Annotated in this window: 13 protein-coding genes; 2 read left to right on the plus strand and 11 right to left on the minus strand. The window is 49.5% G+C overall.

Annotated features, from left to right (window positions below):
* Nucleotides 1–5 precede the first annotated feature (5 nt).
* The 9 genes from O4H47_RS01655 to O4H47_RS01695 form a co-directional block, all read right to left on the minus strand.
* Nucleotides 6–1715, minus strand: coding sequence for an amylo-alpha-1,6-glucosidase (locus tag O4H47_RS01655; RefSeq protein WP_269392190.1), 1710 nt, complete (start codon nucleotides 1713–1715; stop codon nucleotides 6–8).
* A gap of 3 nt (nucleotides 1716–1718) precedes the next feature.
* Nucleotides 1719–2531, minus strand: a complete 813-nt coding sequence (locus O4H47_RS01660; protein WP_269392191.1) for a carbohydrate ABC transporter permease — start codon at nucleotides 2529–2531, stop codon at nucleotides 1719–1721.
* Entirely contained in the window at nucleotides 2524–3459 is a 936-nt protein-coding gene (locus O4H47_RS01665) for a carbohydrate ABC transporter permease (protein ID WP_269392192.1), read from the minus strand. Before O4H47_RS01665 ends, O4H47_RS01660 begins: the two co-directional genes overlap by 8 nt.
* Before the next feature lie 24 nt (nucleotides 3460–3483).
* Nucleotides 3484–4713: an ABC transporter substrate-binding protein gene (locus O4H47_RS01670; RefSeq protein WP_269392193.1), complete on the minus strand. Its 1230-nt coding sequence runs from the start codon at nucleotides 4711–4713 to the stop codon at nucleotides 3484–3486.
* Nucleotides 4710–5879 (minus strand): ABC transporter ATP-binding protein, encoded by a 1170-nt coding sequence (locus O4H47_RS01675; protein ID WP_269392194.1) that lies wholly within the window; start codon nucleotides 5877–5879, stop codon nucleotides 4710–4712. Before O4H47_RS01675 ends, O4H47_RS01670 begins: the two co-directional genes overlap by 4 nt.
* A 187-nt stretch (nucleotides 5880–6066) precedes the next feature.
* The gene (locus O4H47_RS01680; protein WP_269392195.1) at nucleotides 6067–8025 is read right to left on the minus strand and encodes a beta-galactosidase; all 1959 of its coding nucleotides are present in this window, start codon (nucleotides 8023–8025) and stop codon (nucleotides 6067–6069) included.
* 195 nt (nucleotides 8026–8220) lie between these two features.
* On the minus strand, nucleotides 8221–8913 hold the full coding sequence (locus tag O4H47_RS01685) for a gamma-glutamyl-gamma-aminobutyrate hydrolase family protein (RefSeq protein WP_269392196.1): 693 nt from the start codon (nucleotides 8911–8913) through the stop codon (nucleotides 8221–8223).
* A 63-nt stretch (nucleotides 8914–8976) separates the two neighbouring features.
* Nucleotides 8977–10110 carry a helix-turn-helix transcriptional regulator gene (locus tag O4H47_RS01690; protein ID WP_269392197.1) on the minus strand — a complete coding sequence of 378 codons (1134 nt, stop codon included), beginning with the start codon at nucleotides 10108–10110 and terminating at the stop codon, nucleotides 8977–8979.
* A gap of 102 nt (nucleotides 10111–10212) precedes the next feature.
* Nucleotides 10213–11349, minus strand: coding sequence for a helix-turn-helix transcriptional regulator (locus O4H47_RS01695; protein ID WP_269392198.1), 1137 nt, complete (start codon nucleotides 11347–11349; stop codon nucleotides 10213–10215).
* A 249-nt stretch (nucleotides 11350–11598) separates the two neighbouring features.
* Between O4H47_RS01695 and O4H47_RS01700 the strand changes: the two genes are divergently transcribed.
* Complete coding sequence (locus O4H47_RS01700) at nucleotides 11599–15072, plus strand: DUF4214 domain-containing protein (RefSeq protein WP_269392199.1); 3474 nt, start codon at nucleotides 11599–11601, stop codon at nucleotides 15070–15072.
* A 75-nt stretch (nucleotides 15073–15147) separates the two neighbouring features.
* Here O4H47_RS01700 and O4H47_RS01705 read toward each other — a convergent pair whose 3' ends face one another.
* Both O4H47_RS01705 and O4H47_RS01710 read right to left on the minus strand, forming a co-directional pair.
* A complete protein-coding gene (locus O4H47_RS01705) occupies nucleotides 15148–15687 on the minus strand; it encodes an OsmC family protein (RefSeq protein WP_269392200.1) in 540 nt (179 codons plus the stop codon).
* A gap of 189 nt (nucleotides 15688–15876) precedes the next feature.
* Nucleotides 15877–16269, minus strand: coding sequence for a DUF2513 domain-containing protein (locus O4H47_RS01710; RefSeq protein WP_269392201.1), 393 nt, complete (start codon nucleotides 16267–16269; stop codon nucleotides 15877–15879).
* 164 nt (nucleotides 16270–16433) lie between these two features.
* On the opposite strand from O4H47_RS01710, the gene O4H47_RS01715 reads away from it, so the two are divergent.
* Nucleotides 16434–17213, plus strand: coding sequence for a hypothetical protein (locus tag O4H47_RS01715; RefSeq protein WP_269392202.1), 780 nt, complete (start codon nucleotides 16434–16436; stop codon nucleotides 17211–17213).
* Nucleotides 17214–17339: the final 126 nt, after the last annotated feature.

Below are 17339 nucleotides of genomic sequence, written 5' to 3' on the forward strand. Positions count from 1 at the left end.
TCAATTCAGGACCCGTTCTGGTTAGCTAAAATTTCGCGTAAACGCAAATAGACAGCCGAGGTCCAAGCAAATGCCGGGTCGCGCACCCCTGCTCCGTCTATGGCGTCAAAATTCTCAGCCATGCCGGAAGTCTCACAAAGGTGAGTGAACCTGTTTGCCACCTTATAAGCAAGCCGTGTTGCATTTTGCGCCATCAACCCGTCAAAAAGCAGCATTGTTGTTGGGGCCCAGATCGGGCCGCGCCAATAGCCATCCGGTGTGTAAAACGCACTTGATGGATTTTCGGTGGCAGGCCCCCAATTCGTCAAAATCCCTGACGATTCAAGTTTTGCAAGGAGTGCATTTGCTATCTCCTTCGGTAGTTTTTCACCCAGGAGTAGCGGCATATATTGGATGAGACTGTCACCCGGCAGTGGCGTATGCGGGTCAGCTTGTTTGCGCGCGGTGAATGTTTCACCGTTCCATAGTTTTTCGACCAACAAACCGATCAACTGATCTTCAATCGATCGAAAGTTTTTTGCGGCGGCATCGTTACCATTTTGCTGATGCATTTTGCTGATTGTTCGCGCAGTTAATGCCAAAAACGTTGGCAGATCAGGCCCTTCGACGGGACCACCTTGCGCAAAAAAGCTAGCATTGTCCCACCCGCTGTCATTGCCGTGCGCGTAGCTTGGCAATTGGGTATTGTCAGCTCGTGTGTTGGTCAGCCAATAGGAAAGCTGGCGTTCAAGCTTTTCGCGCAAATAGTCTAGCTGATCCTCGTTGAAGGCTTCAGGGTTTCCACCCATGATGTGCTCTATCGCCCAACCATGTACGGGCGGCTTGGTGAAGGCAAAAGAGGCCCCCTGATCATGCACATAATCGGGCAATAATCCGCTGTCGTCTTGCTGGTCGAAAATGACGGCAAATTGATCGAATGCCAATTGGGGATGACGTTTGGCGACGCCAATGGCTGAAAATGCATTGTCCCAACTCCAAATGTTGATCATTCGGTTTTTGGACATATAGATCGCTGGGGCGCTGAGTTGCCCGCCTGCGGGCACGGTATTTGCCCAAAGTAGGTAAGAAGCGAGCTTTGCTGCCTCCGCCATCTGCTCGTCGCCACACCAGCGCGCAAATTCCCGCTTTGCGCTAGCTCGTGTTTTTTCAAAGCTATTGGCTGGCATATCTGGACACAGCCGACGATGCAGAATTATTCGCCCCTCCAGTTTTTCTCCAGAAAAGCATATGGCTACATTTTGGGCGTGGTCCGTGCGCCATTGGCCATCCACGCGCACCACGCCTTCAAAGGCCTCAGGCGTCAGCTTTAAGTTTTCGCCGGCTGCCACAACACAATCACGACCATCATGCGCCTTAAACGCATAATCATAGCGCGATCCTTCCAAACAAAAGCGAACCTCAATATTTTCTGCTTTCAGGTACAGCACTTCACCTTCGCCAATTGCAAAAGCGGCCTTGCCGATCTGAATTTCCCCTCGCATCAGCGTAACATCCAAGGCCTCAGGGGAAACTGAAAATTGGGGATCGAGCGCAATTCCCTCTGCGTCAAAGAACTCAAGGCGGCAAAGGTTGCCAAATCTGGGGCGTTCGTCACCACCAGCCACAAAGCGCAAGAAACATTGCTTCTCACTATCATTGGCCGATCTTATCATCGACAGCGTGGTAAACCTTTGGTGGCGTGAAAAGGGAACCTTTGCAAAATCAAACAGCGCCATGCCTTACCCTTTCACAGACGAACCAATTGCCCCATTCATAATGTAGCGTTGGGCGAAGAAGAACAGGATCAAAGGTGGAATACACAGAATGACAGTGATCGCTGCGATTGAGGTGATGTCGGTTTCGTGCAAGCCTTTGAACATGGATAGACCAAGCGTCAGCGTATATTTGGACTGATCATTTAAATAGATCAGCGGACCCAAATAATCGTTCCATGCGTTCATGAAATGGAATGTACCCACCAGCACCAAAGCAGGCATCATCAGGGGCAAATGAATGCGCCAATAAATCTGCCATGAATTAGCCCCATCCATTCGAGCGGCCTCATCAATCTCCACCGGCACTGTCATGATATATTGGCGGAGTAGGAAAACAAAAAACGCATCGGCAAAATAAGCTGGCACAATGAGCGGCTTAAGCGTGTTGATCCACCCAAGCATATTAAACTCCATATAGAGCGGAATCATCTTTACGTCCCATGGGATCATCATGGTGGACAACAAAAGGATGAAAATCGCATCGCGCCCCTTAAAATGAAACCGTGCAAAGCCGAACGCCACCAACGAACTTGAAAGCAATTGCCCAAATGTTGAAAGGACCACCACAATCAGCGAGTTTTTAAGATAGATATCAAATGGTTGTTTAAACCAGGCCGTGGCAAAGTTTTCCCATTGCAACGCACTGGGCCAAAACACCGGGGGGTATTGGTATAGCTCGGGAATGCTTTTTACAGCGGTTACAAAGGTCCAGCAGAACGGCATGATGAACAAGGCGGATAGAAAAATCAGTACGCCATAGGTAAGGGCTCTAACCATCTGCATTCTCCTTGTTTTTCATTTCGCCCTCATAATAAACCCAGGCAGAAGACGACTTCATCACGAACAATGATAGGGCCAAGATTATCAGGAACATGACCCAAGAGTTTGCCGCAGCGAACCCCATTTCAAAGTGCTTGAAGGCGTTGTCATAGATATACATGGCGAAGAAGTAAGTGCTTTCCAGCGGACCACCGCCAGTGAGCAGCAGCGCAATTGTCAGCTGCTGGAATGCGGCAATAATTGAGGTGATGAAGGTAAACAACAACATGGGGGACAGCATGGGGATGGTGATGAACAGCAGCCGCGCCCACGCCGGCACCCCAGATATTTTTGCCGCTTCATAAAGCTCTTTAGGGATTGATTGCAGACCCGTAAGCAAAATCAACATGGTGCCGCCCAGCCCCCAAAGAGAGGCCACAACGATAGCCAAGAGTGACCAACTTGGGTCCCCCAGCCAGTTTGGCCCCTCTATCCCAGCAAGGCCTAGGAGGAAGTTCAAAATTCCATATTCATGGCTATAAATCCAAGCCCAAATTGTGACCAATGCCACGCCTGAAATAACGCTTGGTAAGTAAAAAATTGTGCGGAAAATACCGCTGCCTATTACTCGTTGATTGAGTAGAACAGCCAGCAATAATCCCAAGATAATATTGAAGGGAACAAAGAACAGACCGAACTTAATTGTAACCCAAAGACTGTCCCAAAAAAGCGGGTCCTGAGTCAGCATGATCTCGTAGTTTTCAATACCAATAAAGGTACGTTCCCCAACGACGGGCCAGTCGTAAAAACTCATGACCAGCGAGAAAAGAAGGGGCCCCAGCGTGAAGGCCAGGAACCCCAGGATCCAAGGGGAAATAAACAGATATGGAGTCAGCTTTTCGAGTGTTCGAGAACGCTGCGCTGCACTATCGGGATTGGTGCCCATATCATTACTCCCCCTTGGAATGGCTTAGTTTAGATGCCGTGCAGAGCGGGCAACAGCATCGTCCAGATTGGTCTTTGCATCACCTTTTCCGAGCATTGTCGCTTCGATTGCACGCTCGAGGTTGGTTTGAATTTTGCCCCAATTTTCGTGCTTCAAGAACGCATTCGTCTCGCGATCGGATACCGCCAAAATGTCAAAGAATGGCTTGAAAACAGGATCGCTTGTCATGTTGAGTTCTTCAGCAACACTTGTGCGGATTGGCAAATCGTTGGTGCGCAATTTAACCGCAGCTGGTGAGGAGAAGAATTTCACATATTTCCATGCGAGTTCCAGATTCTTGCCGTCCTTGGCTACCGACATTGCTGATGCAGGCACAGACGAGTGAACCGGTTTATCGCCAAAGGATGGAAGGTGCGCGACCCCGTAGTTGATGCCAGCAGCTTCGATGCCAGCTTTGGACCACATGGCGCTCTGGAACATGGCGATTTTGCCACCTTTAAACAAAGCAGATGAAGATGAGTTTTCGCCAACACCGACCATAACCGCTTCTTCATTTCTCGCCATTTCAGCGAACATGTCCAAAACCTCAACGGCTTCGGGACTGTTCATAAAACCATCGATTGTCTTACCGTCTTGTGAAATAAATCGTGTGCCATTCGACCACAAGAATTGTTCAAAATCGAAAGGATCAGGCTTTGCCGACACAGCAATACCGTAGGTTTTGCTTTCTTTGTCTCGGAACTTAGCTGCTTTTTCGCGCAAGTCGGCCCAGGTCCAGCCTTCTTTTGGCTCTTCAACGCCGGCGGCCGCAAACATGTCTTTGTTGTAAAAGACAACATGGGTGGTGAACCCAGCAGGCATGCCGTAAGCTTTTCCGTCAATGCGGGTGGTGTTTATCAACGCCGCAGGAATGTCGCTGAGGTTCATTTCTTCCGCGTCGCGTGCCATCAAATCGTCTAGTGGCAACAATGATTTGTAATATTTGGGGTAATTCCACATATACATGACGTCTGGCGGGCTGCCCGCGCCAAATGCTGCGATGAGTTTTTTGTCGTATCCATCAGCATAAGATTCCACTTGAACCTTCACCCCTGGATTTTCGGCTTCAAACAGCTTTGCAATCTCATATTGGATTTCCAGATTCTCTTCGCCGTTCCATGTGGCAAAGCGGATCACGTCTTCTGCGACGGCCGTCCCGCCAATCGTGAGCGCTGCAACTGCTGACGCGAGCGCCAGCTTTTTTAAATTCTTCATTGGTCCTCTCCACTTCCTGTCGCTTGTTGCGACCCTTTTTGCCGATCAATGAGTGATCGAGTCTCCGCATCCAAAGCACGCGGAATTGCCTCCCCTTCAGGATTGAAAATGTGACAATGCTGAGCAGGAAACCTCAAATGCACCCGGTCATTGGCGACCACTGGGTGGGTGCCACGGGTGATAACTGTGAATTGCTGGCCGTCATCTAAAGTCAGATGCACTTGGCTTTCCGTCCCCAAACGCTCAACCAATACAACCTGTCCGTGAACGTGCGCATCTGCTTCACTGACGAATTCGATATTGTCAGGACGAACCCCAAGAGTGTGTTGTCCGGCGGAGGACTCCTTGAGCTCGCTGCGCATATCAACAGTAATGGGCAAGCCTAAGGATTGACCGCTAATCTCGATTTGGCGCGCACCGACCGTTCGAGCATCAACTTTGAGGAAGTTCATTTTTGGTGAACCAATAAAACCTGCAACAAACAAGTTTTCGGGTGCATAAAACAATTCTAGCGGGGTTCCGAATTGAGCGACCTTTCCTTTGTCCAAAACCACAACACGGTTGGACAGCGTCATCGCCTCCACTTGGTCGTGGGTCACATAGATCATGGTCACACCAAGCCGCTTATGCAGGTTTGCCAGCTCGACACGCATGGTCACCCGCAGGCCCGCATCCAAATTGGAAAGCGGCTCATCCAGCAAAAACAACTTGGGATCGCGCACAATTGCTCGCCCAATGGCTACACGCTGGCGCTGACCACCTGAAAGCTGCTTGGGGCGACGTTTCAGCAACTCGGTTATTTGCAGAATGCGCGCGGCATTTTGCACCCGCTCTTCAATTTCGCGCCTTGGGACACCATTTAGCGACAAGCCAAATGACAAATTCTTATAGACACTCATGTGCGGGTAGAGCGCATAGTTTTGAAAAACCATCGCAATATCGCGTTTAGCTGGTTGCAACGTAGTGATGTCACGCGCCCCAAGGGTTACGGCACCCGCATCAATTCGTTCTAGCCCCGCGATCGAACGCAACAGGGTGGTTTTGCCACAACCGGATGGCCCCAGAAAGCTTACAAACTCTCCGTCTGCAATTTCCAGATCCACACCCTTAAGCACGGGTACATCACCAAATTTCTTGTGGAGCTGATTTATTTGCACGCCAGCCATTTATCACCCTCTTCCCTTAAGGCATTGCCAGAAATATAAACGTTTAACTTTTCAAGTAAAGTCCTCATTCAATTTCTTTTAGAATTTCTTTACATTGATTGGTGCTCATTTCGCATGATGTTCCATCCCCCCTCAACGCACATACGAGCCGAATGAAATAAGCGGGAAAGCGTGGCCAACACGCTCCCTATGCTGACCAGATTGCCACGTCATGTGGCGCAAGTTCATGCCCACCGACAAAAAACTGCGTGTTTTTTGGCACGTCAAGCTGTGCCGCCTGGTTGGCAAAATTGAAGGCAAACATCAGATTCCCCCGTCGAGTGATCCTTAAATTCGATGATGTTTTTGAACTTGCCGCCACACCTGCCCACCCGGCCAACTTGGTCACAAGGGCATCGAGCAGCTCTGCGCTAAAATGGGTCGCCCCATACCAACATTTCTCACTGCCAACGAGCGCAGGTGATCCATCTCGGAAATCCGATTGGAATGTGGCCAGCACCTTGTCGCCGGTCACTATTTGCTCGCGCCAATTGGTGACCTTACCCAACAAATCACCAATTTTTACGCGATCACGGCCATATGGCGGCAACGATTCTACGCGCGTGACTTTGACGTCAAGCAAGCGCGAAAAGCTACCCGGCGGCAGATGCGCAGGTATGTGCATATCTTTAGATTTACTGCCTGTGCGGGCGCCCAAAAAAACCTTGGCGGCGCATTTTTCTAACTTGTCGACAAAGTCAGGATCGTCGACAATCATGTCTGGCACCACCACCAATTTGTACCCATCAAGGTCTGAATGTGGACCAACGATATCCACATCAACATGCTGCCGTGAAAGGGCCGCGTACCAGTCCATCGCCACGCGCGAGCTGGAATAGTCTTCTCCCTGGGGCAACGCATCGGCGGCCCATCGCGAGGGATAGTCAAGGACCAGTGCAACTTGCGCTTGCTGCCGCGCACCAACTTCAGGCAATTTCGCAATTTCATGCGCCACCTGGGTGACTTCAATAAATGCCTGATCCGGCTCATTATTTGGCAACAATAGTCCAGCATGGAACTGTTCTTGCGCGAACTTTGATTGCCGCCAGCGGAAGTAGCACACAACATCTACCCCATGCGCAAAAGCCAACCATGTCCAAAGCCTTACCATGCCATCCTGGGGCGATTGATTGTGCTTCGCCCAATTCACCGGGCCGGGCTGCTGCTCCATAATCCACACGTTTCCGCGCCCCACCTGGCGGTATAAGTCATTGTTGAAGGCTGGCTGATCAGGAATGCCTGTGCGCAGGCGCTCAGCCTTTTCATCCTCATCCATTCCCGAATAGACCAAAGCCCCCATGGGGTAGCTATCCCAAGAAGCAAAATCGATATCCTGCCCAACCGCGTAATGATCAAAATCTGTGTTGTGCCCCATGAAGTTGTGCGTAATGGGCCTGCCCGGCGACAGGTCGCGCAGCACATCGACTTGCGCCTTATTAAAACCCACCACTTGGTCAGATGAAAAACGATAGAAATCCAGGAGATGAGTTGGGCTTGGCTCTTCCACCAAGTTGTTTGGCAACTCAATTTGATTGAATGACCGATAGGCCATCCCCCAAAAACATGTACCCCAAGCCTCGTTCAACTTATCGATGGTTTGGTACCGATTGCGCAACCAATCTTGGAACGCTAAATGCGCACTATTCGAATAGCTATAGATCGTATTGTGGTCGCCATACTCATTATCGATCTGCCAAGCGCAAACATGTTCGTTTTCGCCGTAACGATTTGCAAAAGCTGTGGCGATGCGCACCGCATGCTCGCGATATATTTTACTTGAAAAACAATAGTGCCGACGCGCCCCAAACTTGCGAACATTGCCGTTTTCATCGACCGGCAAGATCTCTGGGTGCTTATCGATCAGCCATTTTGGTGGCGCTGCGGTGGGCGTACACATAACAACTTGCAGACCCGCCTGCCCTAGAGTGTCGACTGCACGGTCAAGCCATTCCCAATTGAATTCGCCTTCAGCTGGCTCCACCAAAGACCAGGTGAATTCTGCAATACGCACCCAACTCAGTCCCAACGACACCATTTTGCGCGCATCATCTGCCCACATTTCTTCGGGCCATTGTTCGGGATAATAGCAAACACCAAGTTCCAACATATACACACCCAATAAAGACTAACCGCCACCTTTTCCAACGGCAGCGGAATCATTTTCTCTAAAACTTTATCGCACAACACCTACAAAATATAAACGTTTATATTTTGGTATGCGATTGTATTTATGATCAAACGCCCAAGAAAATTATGCGTGATTTGAGCGAGGGATACGAAATATGAGTGTTGAGAAAATGAGTTAGAAGCGCCGACAGGCACGAACAAATTCATCGAATAGCGCAATATTTGAGGCGTCATTTGTAAGCTTTTCGGGGTGCCACTGCACACCGACGGCGAACTTGTGGCCAGGGAGTTCGATTGCTTCAGTAATGCCATCTGGCGCGCGCGCAGAAACGACAATATTGTCTGTCACGCTAACGAGCGCTTCGCGATGAAATGTATTCACATCAATTTGCGATGCCCCAACAATTTGACTTAGCTTGCTACCCGCTGAAATGCTAACGGGGTGCATGCGACCCGCTTCATCGTGTGGCATTGCTCCCCGCTCCGTCGTCAATAAATCCGGCGTCATCTTTGCGCCGTTCAGACAACCAAGCAACTGCATCCCCGCACAAATGCCCAACACCGGTTTATCAAGCGACAAAAAGCCTTCGATCAGCGCCTTTTCAATCGCCAACCGATCTGACGGTGGCGAATTGGACGTTAAATCACCAGCGTAACATGTATCCGCATAGGCAAAACGACCACCGGGACAAAGCAGACCATCCGAAAAGGCAATAACATCTGCTAGTATTTGCGCCTCATATGGCACACCAAACGGCAAGCCACCAGCACGCACAATCGACGTAAAATAGCCTTTTCCCATCGCATATTGGTTACCGCCCGAACTTGTGTTCTCATCCATCAGTACAGCAATATGCGGTTTGGTCATTTTGTTGCTCCGGCTCCCTCTTTTAAGCGCCATTTTGTCAATGGTGTGGCTAAACGCACTTGATTACAAGCGCTGTAGAAACGCCATGAGTTCAATTTGGCTCCTTACCCCCAACTTCGCCATCGCCGCCTTCATTTGGTTGCGCACCGTGTGAATGCTGACTTGCTTTTCTTCCGAGATTGCACGCAACGATTTTCCTGCGGAAAATCCATCAATGACCGCTGCCTCAGCAAATGTAAGCGAAAATTTGGACTGAAGATTCGCGAGCGCATTGTCATTGGGTAGCTGCCGACCAATCGTTACCAACAGCGCTGGTTCGCCAATCGAAATTGAAAATGGAATTGGCGGATCAAATGGGTCCAGCTTTGCCATACGCACCTCGTACGGCCCAAGCGCCACATCAACGTCCAAACATATTCGTGAAACATTGGGCGCGTTTTCTTTAAGCCCCTCAAGGGCTGTGCGGAACTGCAACGCACAATTAACATCAACAAACCGAACTGCGCCGCCCAGGCCAGTGGCGATAATCCTGTCCTTACCGAGGATCTCCTGAGCCATTTTATTGGCATAAATGAGGTTTCCGCTCGCACTCACGATTATGAGCGCTGACAATTGCTCACCAGTATCGGCCTTCAGGTTGGCAAGCTCTCTTAACTTGCTTTGCCCAACAATTGTTGACATTGCATAGGCCTGCCGAATGTGCGGCAGCAGGATTGCAACGATCCTCATCCAATCTTCTTCAAGATCCTCTTGATCATGGCGACGAATATTACAGCCAATCATCAACGAACGCGTCGGACCTTTGTAAACAATTGCTGCAGCGGCACGCAAAATGTCTTCCTGAGGACGAAGCCAATCGTTATAGAATTCAGACTGCTCGATGAACTCCCGGCTGGCAATTTGGTCTGAATGCCACACTGTATTCTCGTCTAAATTCAGCAGTCCTTTTGCCCAAAAATTCTGATTGGTATAATACTCGCCATATAATCGCAAATACTCCGGATCCATATTATGGTGCAAAATCCCGATGGATTGATGGGAGTTGTGGTCAAACCCAAACATTTGTGACTGAGGCGTCTTTGAAATCAATGCCAACGTTGACACAAATTCTTGCCACTTTGATTGATCAACTGCGGCCTGATAAATGATCCGTGTGAGCGTCGAAAACTGTTGTAGCGAAAGCGGTTCAGACGGCATCAGGATGATCCACCTGTGGTCGAAAAAGGGGAAGCCACACGTACTTCTTGACGATCATTCATTCTTAGCCCCAAATCCAATGCTTTCTGTCCCTATTTCCACTCACAGATCTCGCAGTTTGCAAACCAACTGAAGCTGACTTTTGACACCGAGTTTAGACATCGCCGATTTAATCTGATTGCGCACCGTATAGATGCTTACTCGCCGACCATCTGAGATTTCTCGCAGAGTGCTGCCAGCACAAAAGGCGCACACAACCGACACCTCAGCCGCCGAAAGGTGATGTTTGTGGCGTAACACCGCGTCGTTTTGCGCCTCGGAGCGCAACGGCGACAGCGCAACGAGCAGATGTGGACTGTTTAAAGTAAATGGAAATGGCAAGAGCGGATTCGACGGCGAAATGCGCATGATGCGCATCTCAAATCCGCCGATTGTTGGGTCAAATGATGTTTGGTGCTGAGATATATTGTGATCTCGTCGTCGCATGCTGTCCAGCGCGCAACAAAGCGCTATATTCAGATCTATCGCATTGAACCTGAAGCGGCTGCTCATAGACCAACGAACAGGCCCACCCCCGTTCAGCAGTTGCTCACCTTTTGTGTTTGCGTATCCAAGATTAGCGTTTTCGTCGATAATGAAGATTGCAGATTTGTGTGGACCGAGCGAAGGGCCCGTTATGCCAATATCTGATAGACTTTGGTCTGCAACAATGCGATTGAATTCAAATGCGTGACGAATATGAGGCTGTAAAATTCTCAAAGCATTCAACCATTTGGCTTCGAGTTTTTCCGTATCTTTGCGCCGGATATTGCCACCAAGCATGATGGTTCTGCTGCCGCTCTTGAACAGCATTACACCACCGCCAGCGCATACATCTTCTTGCGGCTTAACCCAGTCATTGTAGAACTCAGTTCGCTCCAGCGCTTCAAGTCGTATCATATCTTGAGAATGAACAACTTCACCTTCATTGGCCCTTGCAAATCCGGGCGCCCACGCATTTTCTTTGTAGAAATGTTTTAAATAGATATCGATCGCTTCTTCGGAGTAGCCATGACCGATCATGTTTAGAGTGAGGTTCGAATGCGTATCATACCCAAACATATGGGTCTTTAAGTCACCGGTGTGTTTTGACAATGCCGCGATGAATTCTTGCCACTTTGAACTATCCAACGCCGCCTGAAACAATACTTCAGTTACTTGCGAGAACTGATGAATAGTTAAAGGCGCCTCGAATTTCATTTAACCAATCTACAAATAATTGAAAAATCCTTAATCCATAGTCTAACTGGATCATGCGCAAAAGCAATAGATGCGCAATCCTCTCTTTATGGCTGTTTTGCTTTGTTCTCGGCGATCACTTCACGTGTGAACTGATTAAAAACGGCTGCCTACATGACTTTTGCCACACAACCTCAGGTCGCACCCGCGAGTGTTCTGAGTAAGTAAGTGGCAAAATTGATTTTACTTTTAATACCTAGGGAGGCAAATATGTCCGTAGAATTACTTACAAAACTATATGTTGGATACTACGATCGCGCACCTGATCCAGTAGGACTTGAGTATTGGGAAGGTCAACTTGGAAGTGGGATGAGTGCGTCACAAATCGCGCAATCGTTCTCTGTGCAGGAAGAATCGAAGGCAAACTATCCATATCTTGCTGATCAGGACGCGAATGATGCCCAAGCATTTATCGCCAAGATCTATCAGAACCTTTTCAACCGCGCGCCAGACCCTGAAGGGCTGGAATATTGGACGGGCCAATTGGAAGGCGGTTACCCCATTGGCTCATTCATTCTTGCGGTGATTAACGGTGCCCGCAATACAGAAGATGGCAACGACAAAACCATGCTCGAGCAAAAAGTGAGTGTGGGCATAGCCTTTAAGGACGCTGAGACCGGTAAGGACAACCCAAACGTAGTTGCCGATGCAAAAGATGTGATGTCGGGTGTAAACCACACGGATGCGTCGGTTAAAATGGCGCTTGGCAAAATCGCGGACGGCGCAAGCGGCGCGGCAACGGTTTTCAACGGTAGTGATCTGGGTGACATTGAAGATGGCACCCTGCTCTATGATGGCAACAAATACACCAACAACCAACCGGGTGAACAACCAGAAAGCATATTGGTGACAAATGGCGCCGATTTTGAGATGTCTGGTATTCTTGCACTGGGCGGCGCCAAATCTGAACTCACAGTACGTGGGGATGGGTCTTCCGCAAACTTCAAAGCAACATTTAACGATGATGATCGCTCCGATTTCGGCCGATTTTCTGGTGATCACTCAACAGTCAACGTTGCCGATGGCGCTACACTAACGTTTGGCAAAGGCGTGAAATTTGGCCTCTTGCGGACTGAAGACGACGCAGGCACAGCGGGCGGCGCATCGACTGCTGAACTCAACATTCTTGGCGGCGGCAAGGTCTTTATCGGCGAAACCGCCAAATTTGCAGACAATGGGCAAGACGATGGCGGCGACAAAACCGCAACATCCAAAGTCGATATTCTCATCCATGGTGAAGGATCCTTGCTGGATATTGATGATCAAGTCAGAGCGGGCGGTTCTAGCGGCGATGTCACATTTGACATTCGAAATGGTGGCAAGTTGGATGTTGCGAATGACTTCCGTTTTGCCCGCTCGACTGACTACAATCCAGATATCGGGGGCAAAGGAGCACTTGAAGTTCGCGGCGCAACGTCTTCGGTAGAAGCGGGCCGGATAAAGTTTGCACTGGACAAAGGCGCAGTTGGCAGCATCTTTGCGGATGATGGTGCAACCATTCAAACTGAGCGGGTGGACGCTGGTGGAATGGGCGGCAGCGCCAGCATCAAGCTAACTGATGGCGCGAAAATCATTGCAGAACGCTTAGATGTTGCAAATGGTTCTGGGTCCACTGCTACGGTAGATGTCCTTAGAGGTGCCAAGATTGAATTGAGCGATAATCTATCAATCGGGCAATTCAACAATGGGTATGCCGATGATGAAGGTATCTCGCTCAGTGTCCCCGATGGTGCAACCAAGGTCGATTTCACAATTGCTGACGGCGGCATCGTATCTGTTGCCGGAAACATCAATGCAGCAGTGCGATGGGAGTTGGACGAAGGCATAGTGGCTGGAAATGAGAACGCGGAAGTGAACCTGACCGTGAGCGGCCAAGGTTCCTTGCTCGAATCCAAAATGGATTGGTCAAGCTTTGGCGTTTCAAAGAACGGCGTTGCAAACGTCAAAGTATTGGACGGTGCCAAGGCGATCCTTGGTGAAGGTGCAAACTTTGGTCAAAACTCAGACAAGCACGATCAGTTTGGCGGCGAAGGCAACCTAACGGTTTCAGGTGAAGGCTCAACAGTCCAATTCATTGAAGATAGCAATAAATCAATGAATTTTGGCAGCGGACAGAACGCAGTCGGCACGCTCACGGTGTCAAACGGTGCCCAAGTCGACCTGCAGCAAATCGAAGCAGGTCGGGAGGGCGGTGCCTCTACAATTACTGTTTTAGACAATGGCATGTTGAACCTAACTGAGTTGACCGCGGCAAAGTTTTCTGGCTCGAGTGCAACAATCAACATCTCCAACGGCGGCATGATTGAATTGGAGAACCGCCTTGATCTCGCCAACTTTGCATTTGGTGACATCTATGATGACGGGGGCTCGGGTTTTGGCATTGCCAATGCAGCATCAACTGCCAACCTCAACATCACAAACGGCGGCGTTCTAAAACTTGGCGCACATATTGATGCGGCAACCCGCTGGGAAAACAAAGAAGGCGTGGATGTTGGGACCGAAAGCGCACTTGTTAACATCAACGTTTCAGGTGCTGGTTCAAAAATTGAGTCTGCCAGCAACACAAGCTACTTTGGTGTGTCTAAAGACGCTGTAGCCAACGTGAATGTTACGGACGGTGGTTCCATTGTGTTTGGTGAAGCTGCTGTATTTGGCGATGCTGCCGAGAACTTTGATTTAAGAGGTGGCGAAGGCAATCTAACTATTGATGGTCCTGGATCAAGCGTTAGCATTGTTAACGACGGTAAGGCGAAACTAGAGTTTGCAAATGGCGAAAACTCCGTTGGCACACTGACCATGACAAATGGAGCGAGCATTGTTCTCGACGCCATGAACAGCGGTAGCCCTAGTATTATCCTGGCAAGACAAGAAAGCTCAAACGCTACGATGAAAATTTCGGGTGCAGGCACTTCTGTCACGCTGAAAAATGACAATCCGCGTAATCTCCCGGATCAACCAGACAGCGAAAATGGTCGCCTTGAAATTGGCCGCGCCGGAAAAGCGGTTGTTGAAGTCACCGATGGCGCGAGCTTCACCAACACTGAGAACGGCTTGATCTGGATTGCGGGTGAAAAAGGTGGCAGTGGTTCGCTAACTGTCAGTGGCGAGGGCACGACGTTCAATTATGGTGGTTCAATGGTCGTTGGTAGTTATCAAGGCGATAGCGAAGCGATCGTCAATTTTACCAACGGTGCCACGATTAACAACCTAGGGAGCTACCAATCAGCTGGCGGCGAAATTTTGGACGGCATCTACCTAGATGAACATAACGGCACAATACTCACTATTGACGGTTCAGCCAAAGTGAACAGCGATCTAAGCATGGAGAATGGCAACTTCATTGTTTCAGCTGCAATCGAAACGGTGAACTTAAACGGTGCCCTCAACCAAAATGGCGGCGAGATTGATCTGCAGATCGCAAGTACAACGTCGCACGATAAGTTGGTGACCACGGGCAGTTCGACACTAAAGGGTGAGTTAAATATCGCTTTTGAAAATGGTTTTGCCGGTGCTGCGGGGGATAGCTTTGAGTTGTTCAACGCCACATCGTTTGAAGTTGGAGGCGATTTTAAGCTGGATGTGTCCGGTTTGGGTGCGGGTCTGGACGCCCAGCTACAGGTGAGCGGCACCGTCGCCTCGCTTGTGCTATTTGATAGCCAGGTCGCGGACTTCGCTATTATCTAGTCTCCCTAGGGCCAGACCAACACGCCCGCGCTCCCTCGGCGAGAAGGAGCGCGGGCTTTTATATGCGATATTGAATTATACCGGGCAAACTTTACCGGTTAATGGGATGCCGCGTGAGACGGTCATGGCGTTGGGGCTAAAATCAACGGCGCTGCGCTCAATTTCGGCCAAGTCTTCAAGCGAAGCATCTGAATCAATATGGATTTCATATTGAATGCCAGACATTTCCACCTTTGCGTCGTCGCGCAGGTTCAAAAAGCCAGCCAAATCCAAGCCGCCTGTCACCTTAACGTTCAGGCTTTTGATTTCGATTTGTTTGATTGAGGCGTGCACCACAAAACCAACCATGATGCAGGCACCAACGCCCGACATTAGGAATTCTTGTGGTGTTGGGCCTTTGCTTTCGCCCAGCAATGCTGGCGGCTCATCCACAACCCAAGAAAAATCGCGCGGGATTTCTTCACCGCCCACATTCATGGGCAATGTTGTGACATTGGCGCGCACACCAGACTGCCAATTGAGATTTACGCCATAGGTGGCGATGCCGGCCGATGGGGTTTCGCTGATAGCGGCTTTTGCGCCCTCAAGACCCTCAAGGTCGATATTATTGAGCATGATATTCCCTTCAAACTCGCTTTGAACATGAATTGGCGCACCAGCGCTGCGTTTAAGCAAAGCGCAGGCATGCCGCGCCACGTACAGAGCATGTTGTGAAGGGCTTCGTCTTGCCATCTCAAGCAGATGTGAGGGCCGGTTTCAACAAACCGCGCCCCTTCTCTACTTTGTGAAGGCAAGGTTCATTTTCTAATCAGCGGAAATCGCATTTTTGGCGGGCAGCAGTTTCAACTTCTCGTTGATTTCGTGTAACGCCAAGCGAAAAAGTGCTTCTAGCGGCAATGTGTGGCCACTTTCTTGCTCACGCAAACGCACCCGCGCCCATATGGCATCATCACGCACCGCATCTAAAAAATCATGACCATGCCAGGTGAGCGAATGGGGATACCAAGGCGCTGAATTGTCAAACCCATGCCCTTCAATCGCGTGGATCAAATTGCCCTCATGCATCATGCGCACGTGCTGAAAAATCGTGACGTCATCATAGTCTTTATGGGGCAAATGGATGGTGCCCGGCTCATCGTCCACAGAGTTCTCAATCGCAATCAAAATGGTCCGCACAAGATCCATATTCCGCTTCATAAACCACCCTCTCCTTTTGCCCTAACGAGGTTAAGGATAGGGGATTTCGCGTAGAGGTGCTTTGCGGTGGATCAAGTGAGGGAGTAGTTGGATTTGCGGATGGTGGGCACCTAGAATGCACGGTAAAACTAACGTACGCATGCTCTAGAGTGGACACATATTCGATGGAAAGCACAACAAATCACCAAATGAATGGCGAATTCGCGCCCAACGAAATATTCAAGTACATGGGTAAACACGGATTCGATTTTCTGAAAACGCGGTTGATGCGCATGACCCCCGCCGAGCTGACCAATGATCCGTTCGAGTTGAAATGCCATTATGACGGCACACGAATAGAAGGGCTGGATCCAAGTGATTGCCTTCTGTGCTATTCCGAGGTGCCCAACAACATCCCAATGTGGGCCTACTATGCTGATAATCTGTGCGGCATGGTTGTGGGGTTCGACCGAACTCATCCCTTTTTTCGCGACCTCAAAAAGGTCGCTTACAAAGAAATGCGCCCCCATTACAAGATTGATGGAGAGGTTGAAAACTCGTTGTTCGAGAAATCATGTAGATGGCAACACGAGCAGGAATTAAGAATCGTCAAGCCACGCTCGTCCTGCACTAAGATTTTGGAGAACGACTTCAAAACTGAGATCTCAAACATGTCAGCGGACGACTTTGGAATGGATGACACAGTCAACTATATGATTGAAATTCCTGCAGCTGCAATAATGTCCGTTACGGTTGCTCGCAGTGAACGCCGCTTTAGTCCGAAAAGAGCCGAGGAATTAGTCAATTTCCTGAAAAGTAGTGAAACGCTCAGTCACGTCAGGGTTCTTTGTTGGCATACATCCACTGACACTTGGGACATCCAAATCGAACCACACCCACTGATAACACCCCCGCGACAAACCACCTCACCTGCCTCACACAAATTGACAAATATCAATAATTGAATCATCTTCGATTTATGGCCACTTGCTCTCGCCCATAAAATTAGAGGCGATCAAGGGATGAAATGCCACGGGTTAGCTCGTGGTTGTCTCTTGAGGGTAAAGTGGAATCCCAAAATCCCCTCAGCG

Source organism: Maritalea porphyrae (assembly GCF_027213965.1).
GTDB classification, from domain to species: domain Bacteria; phylum Pseudomonadota; class Alphaproteobacteria; order Rhizobiales; family Devosiaceae; genus Maritalea; species Maritalea porphyrae_A.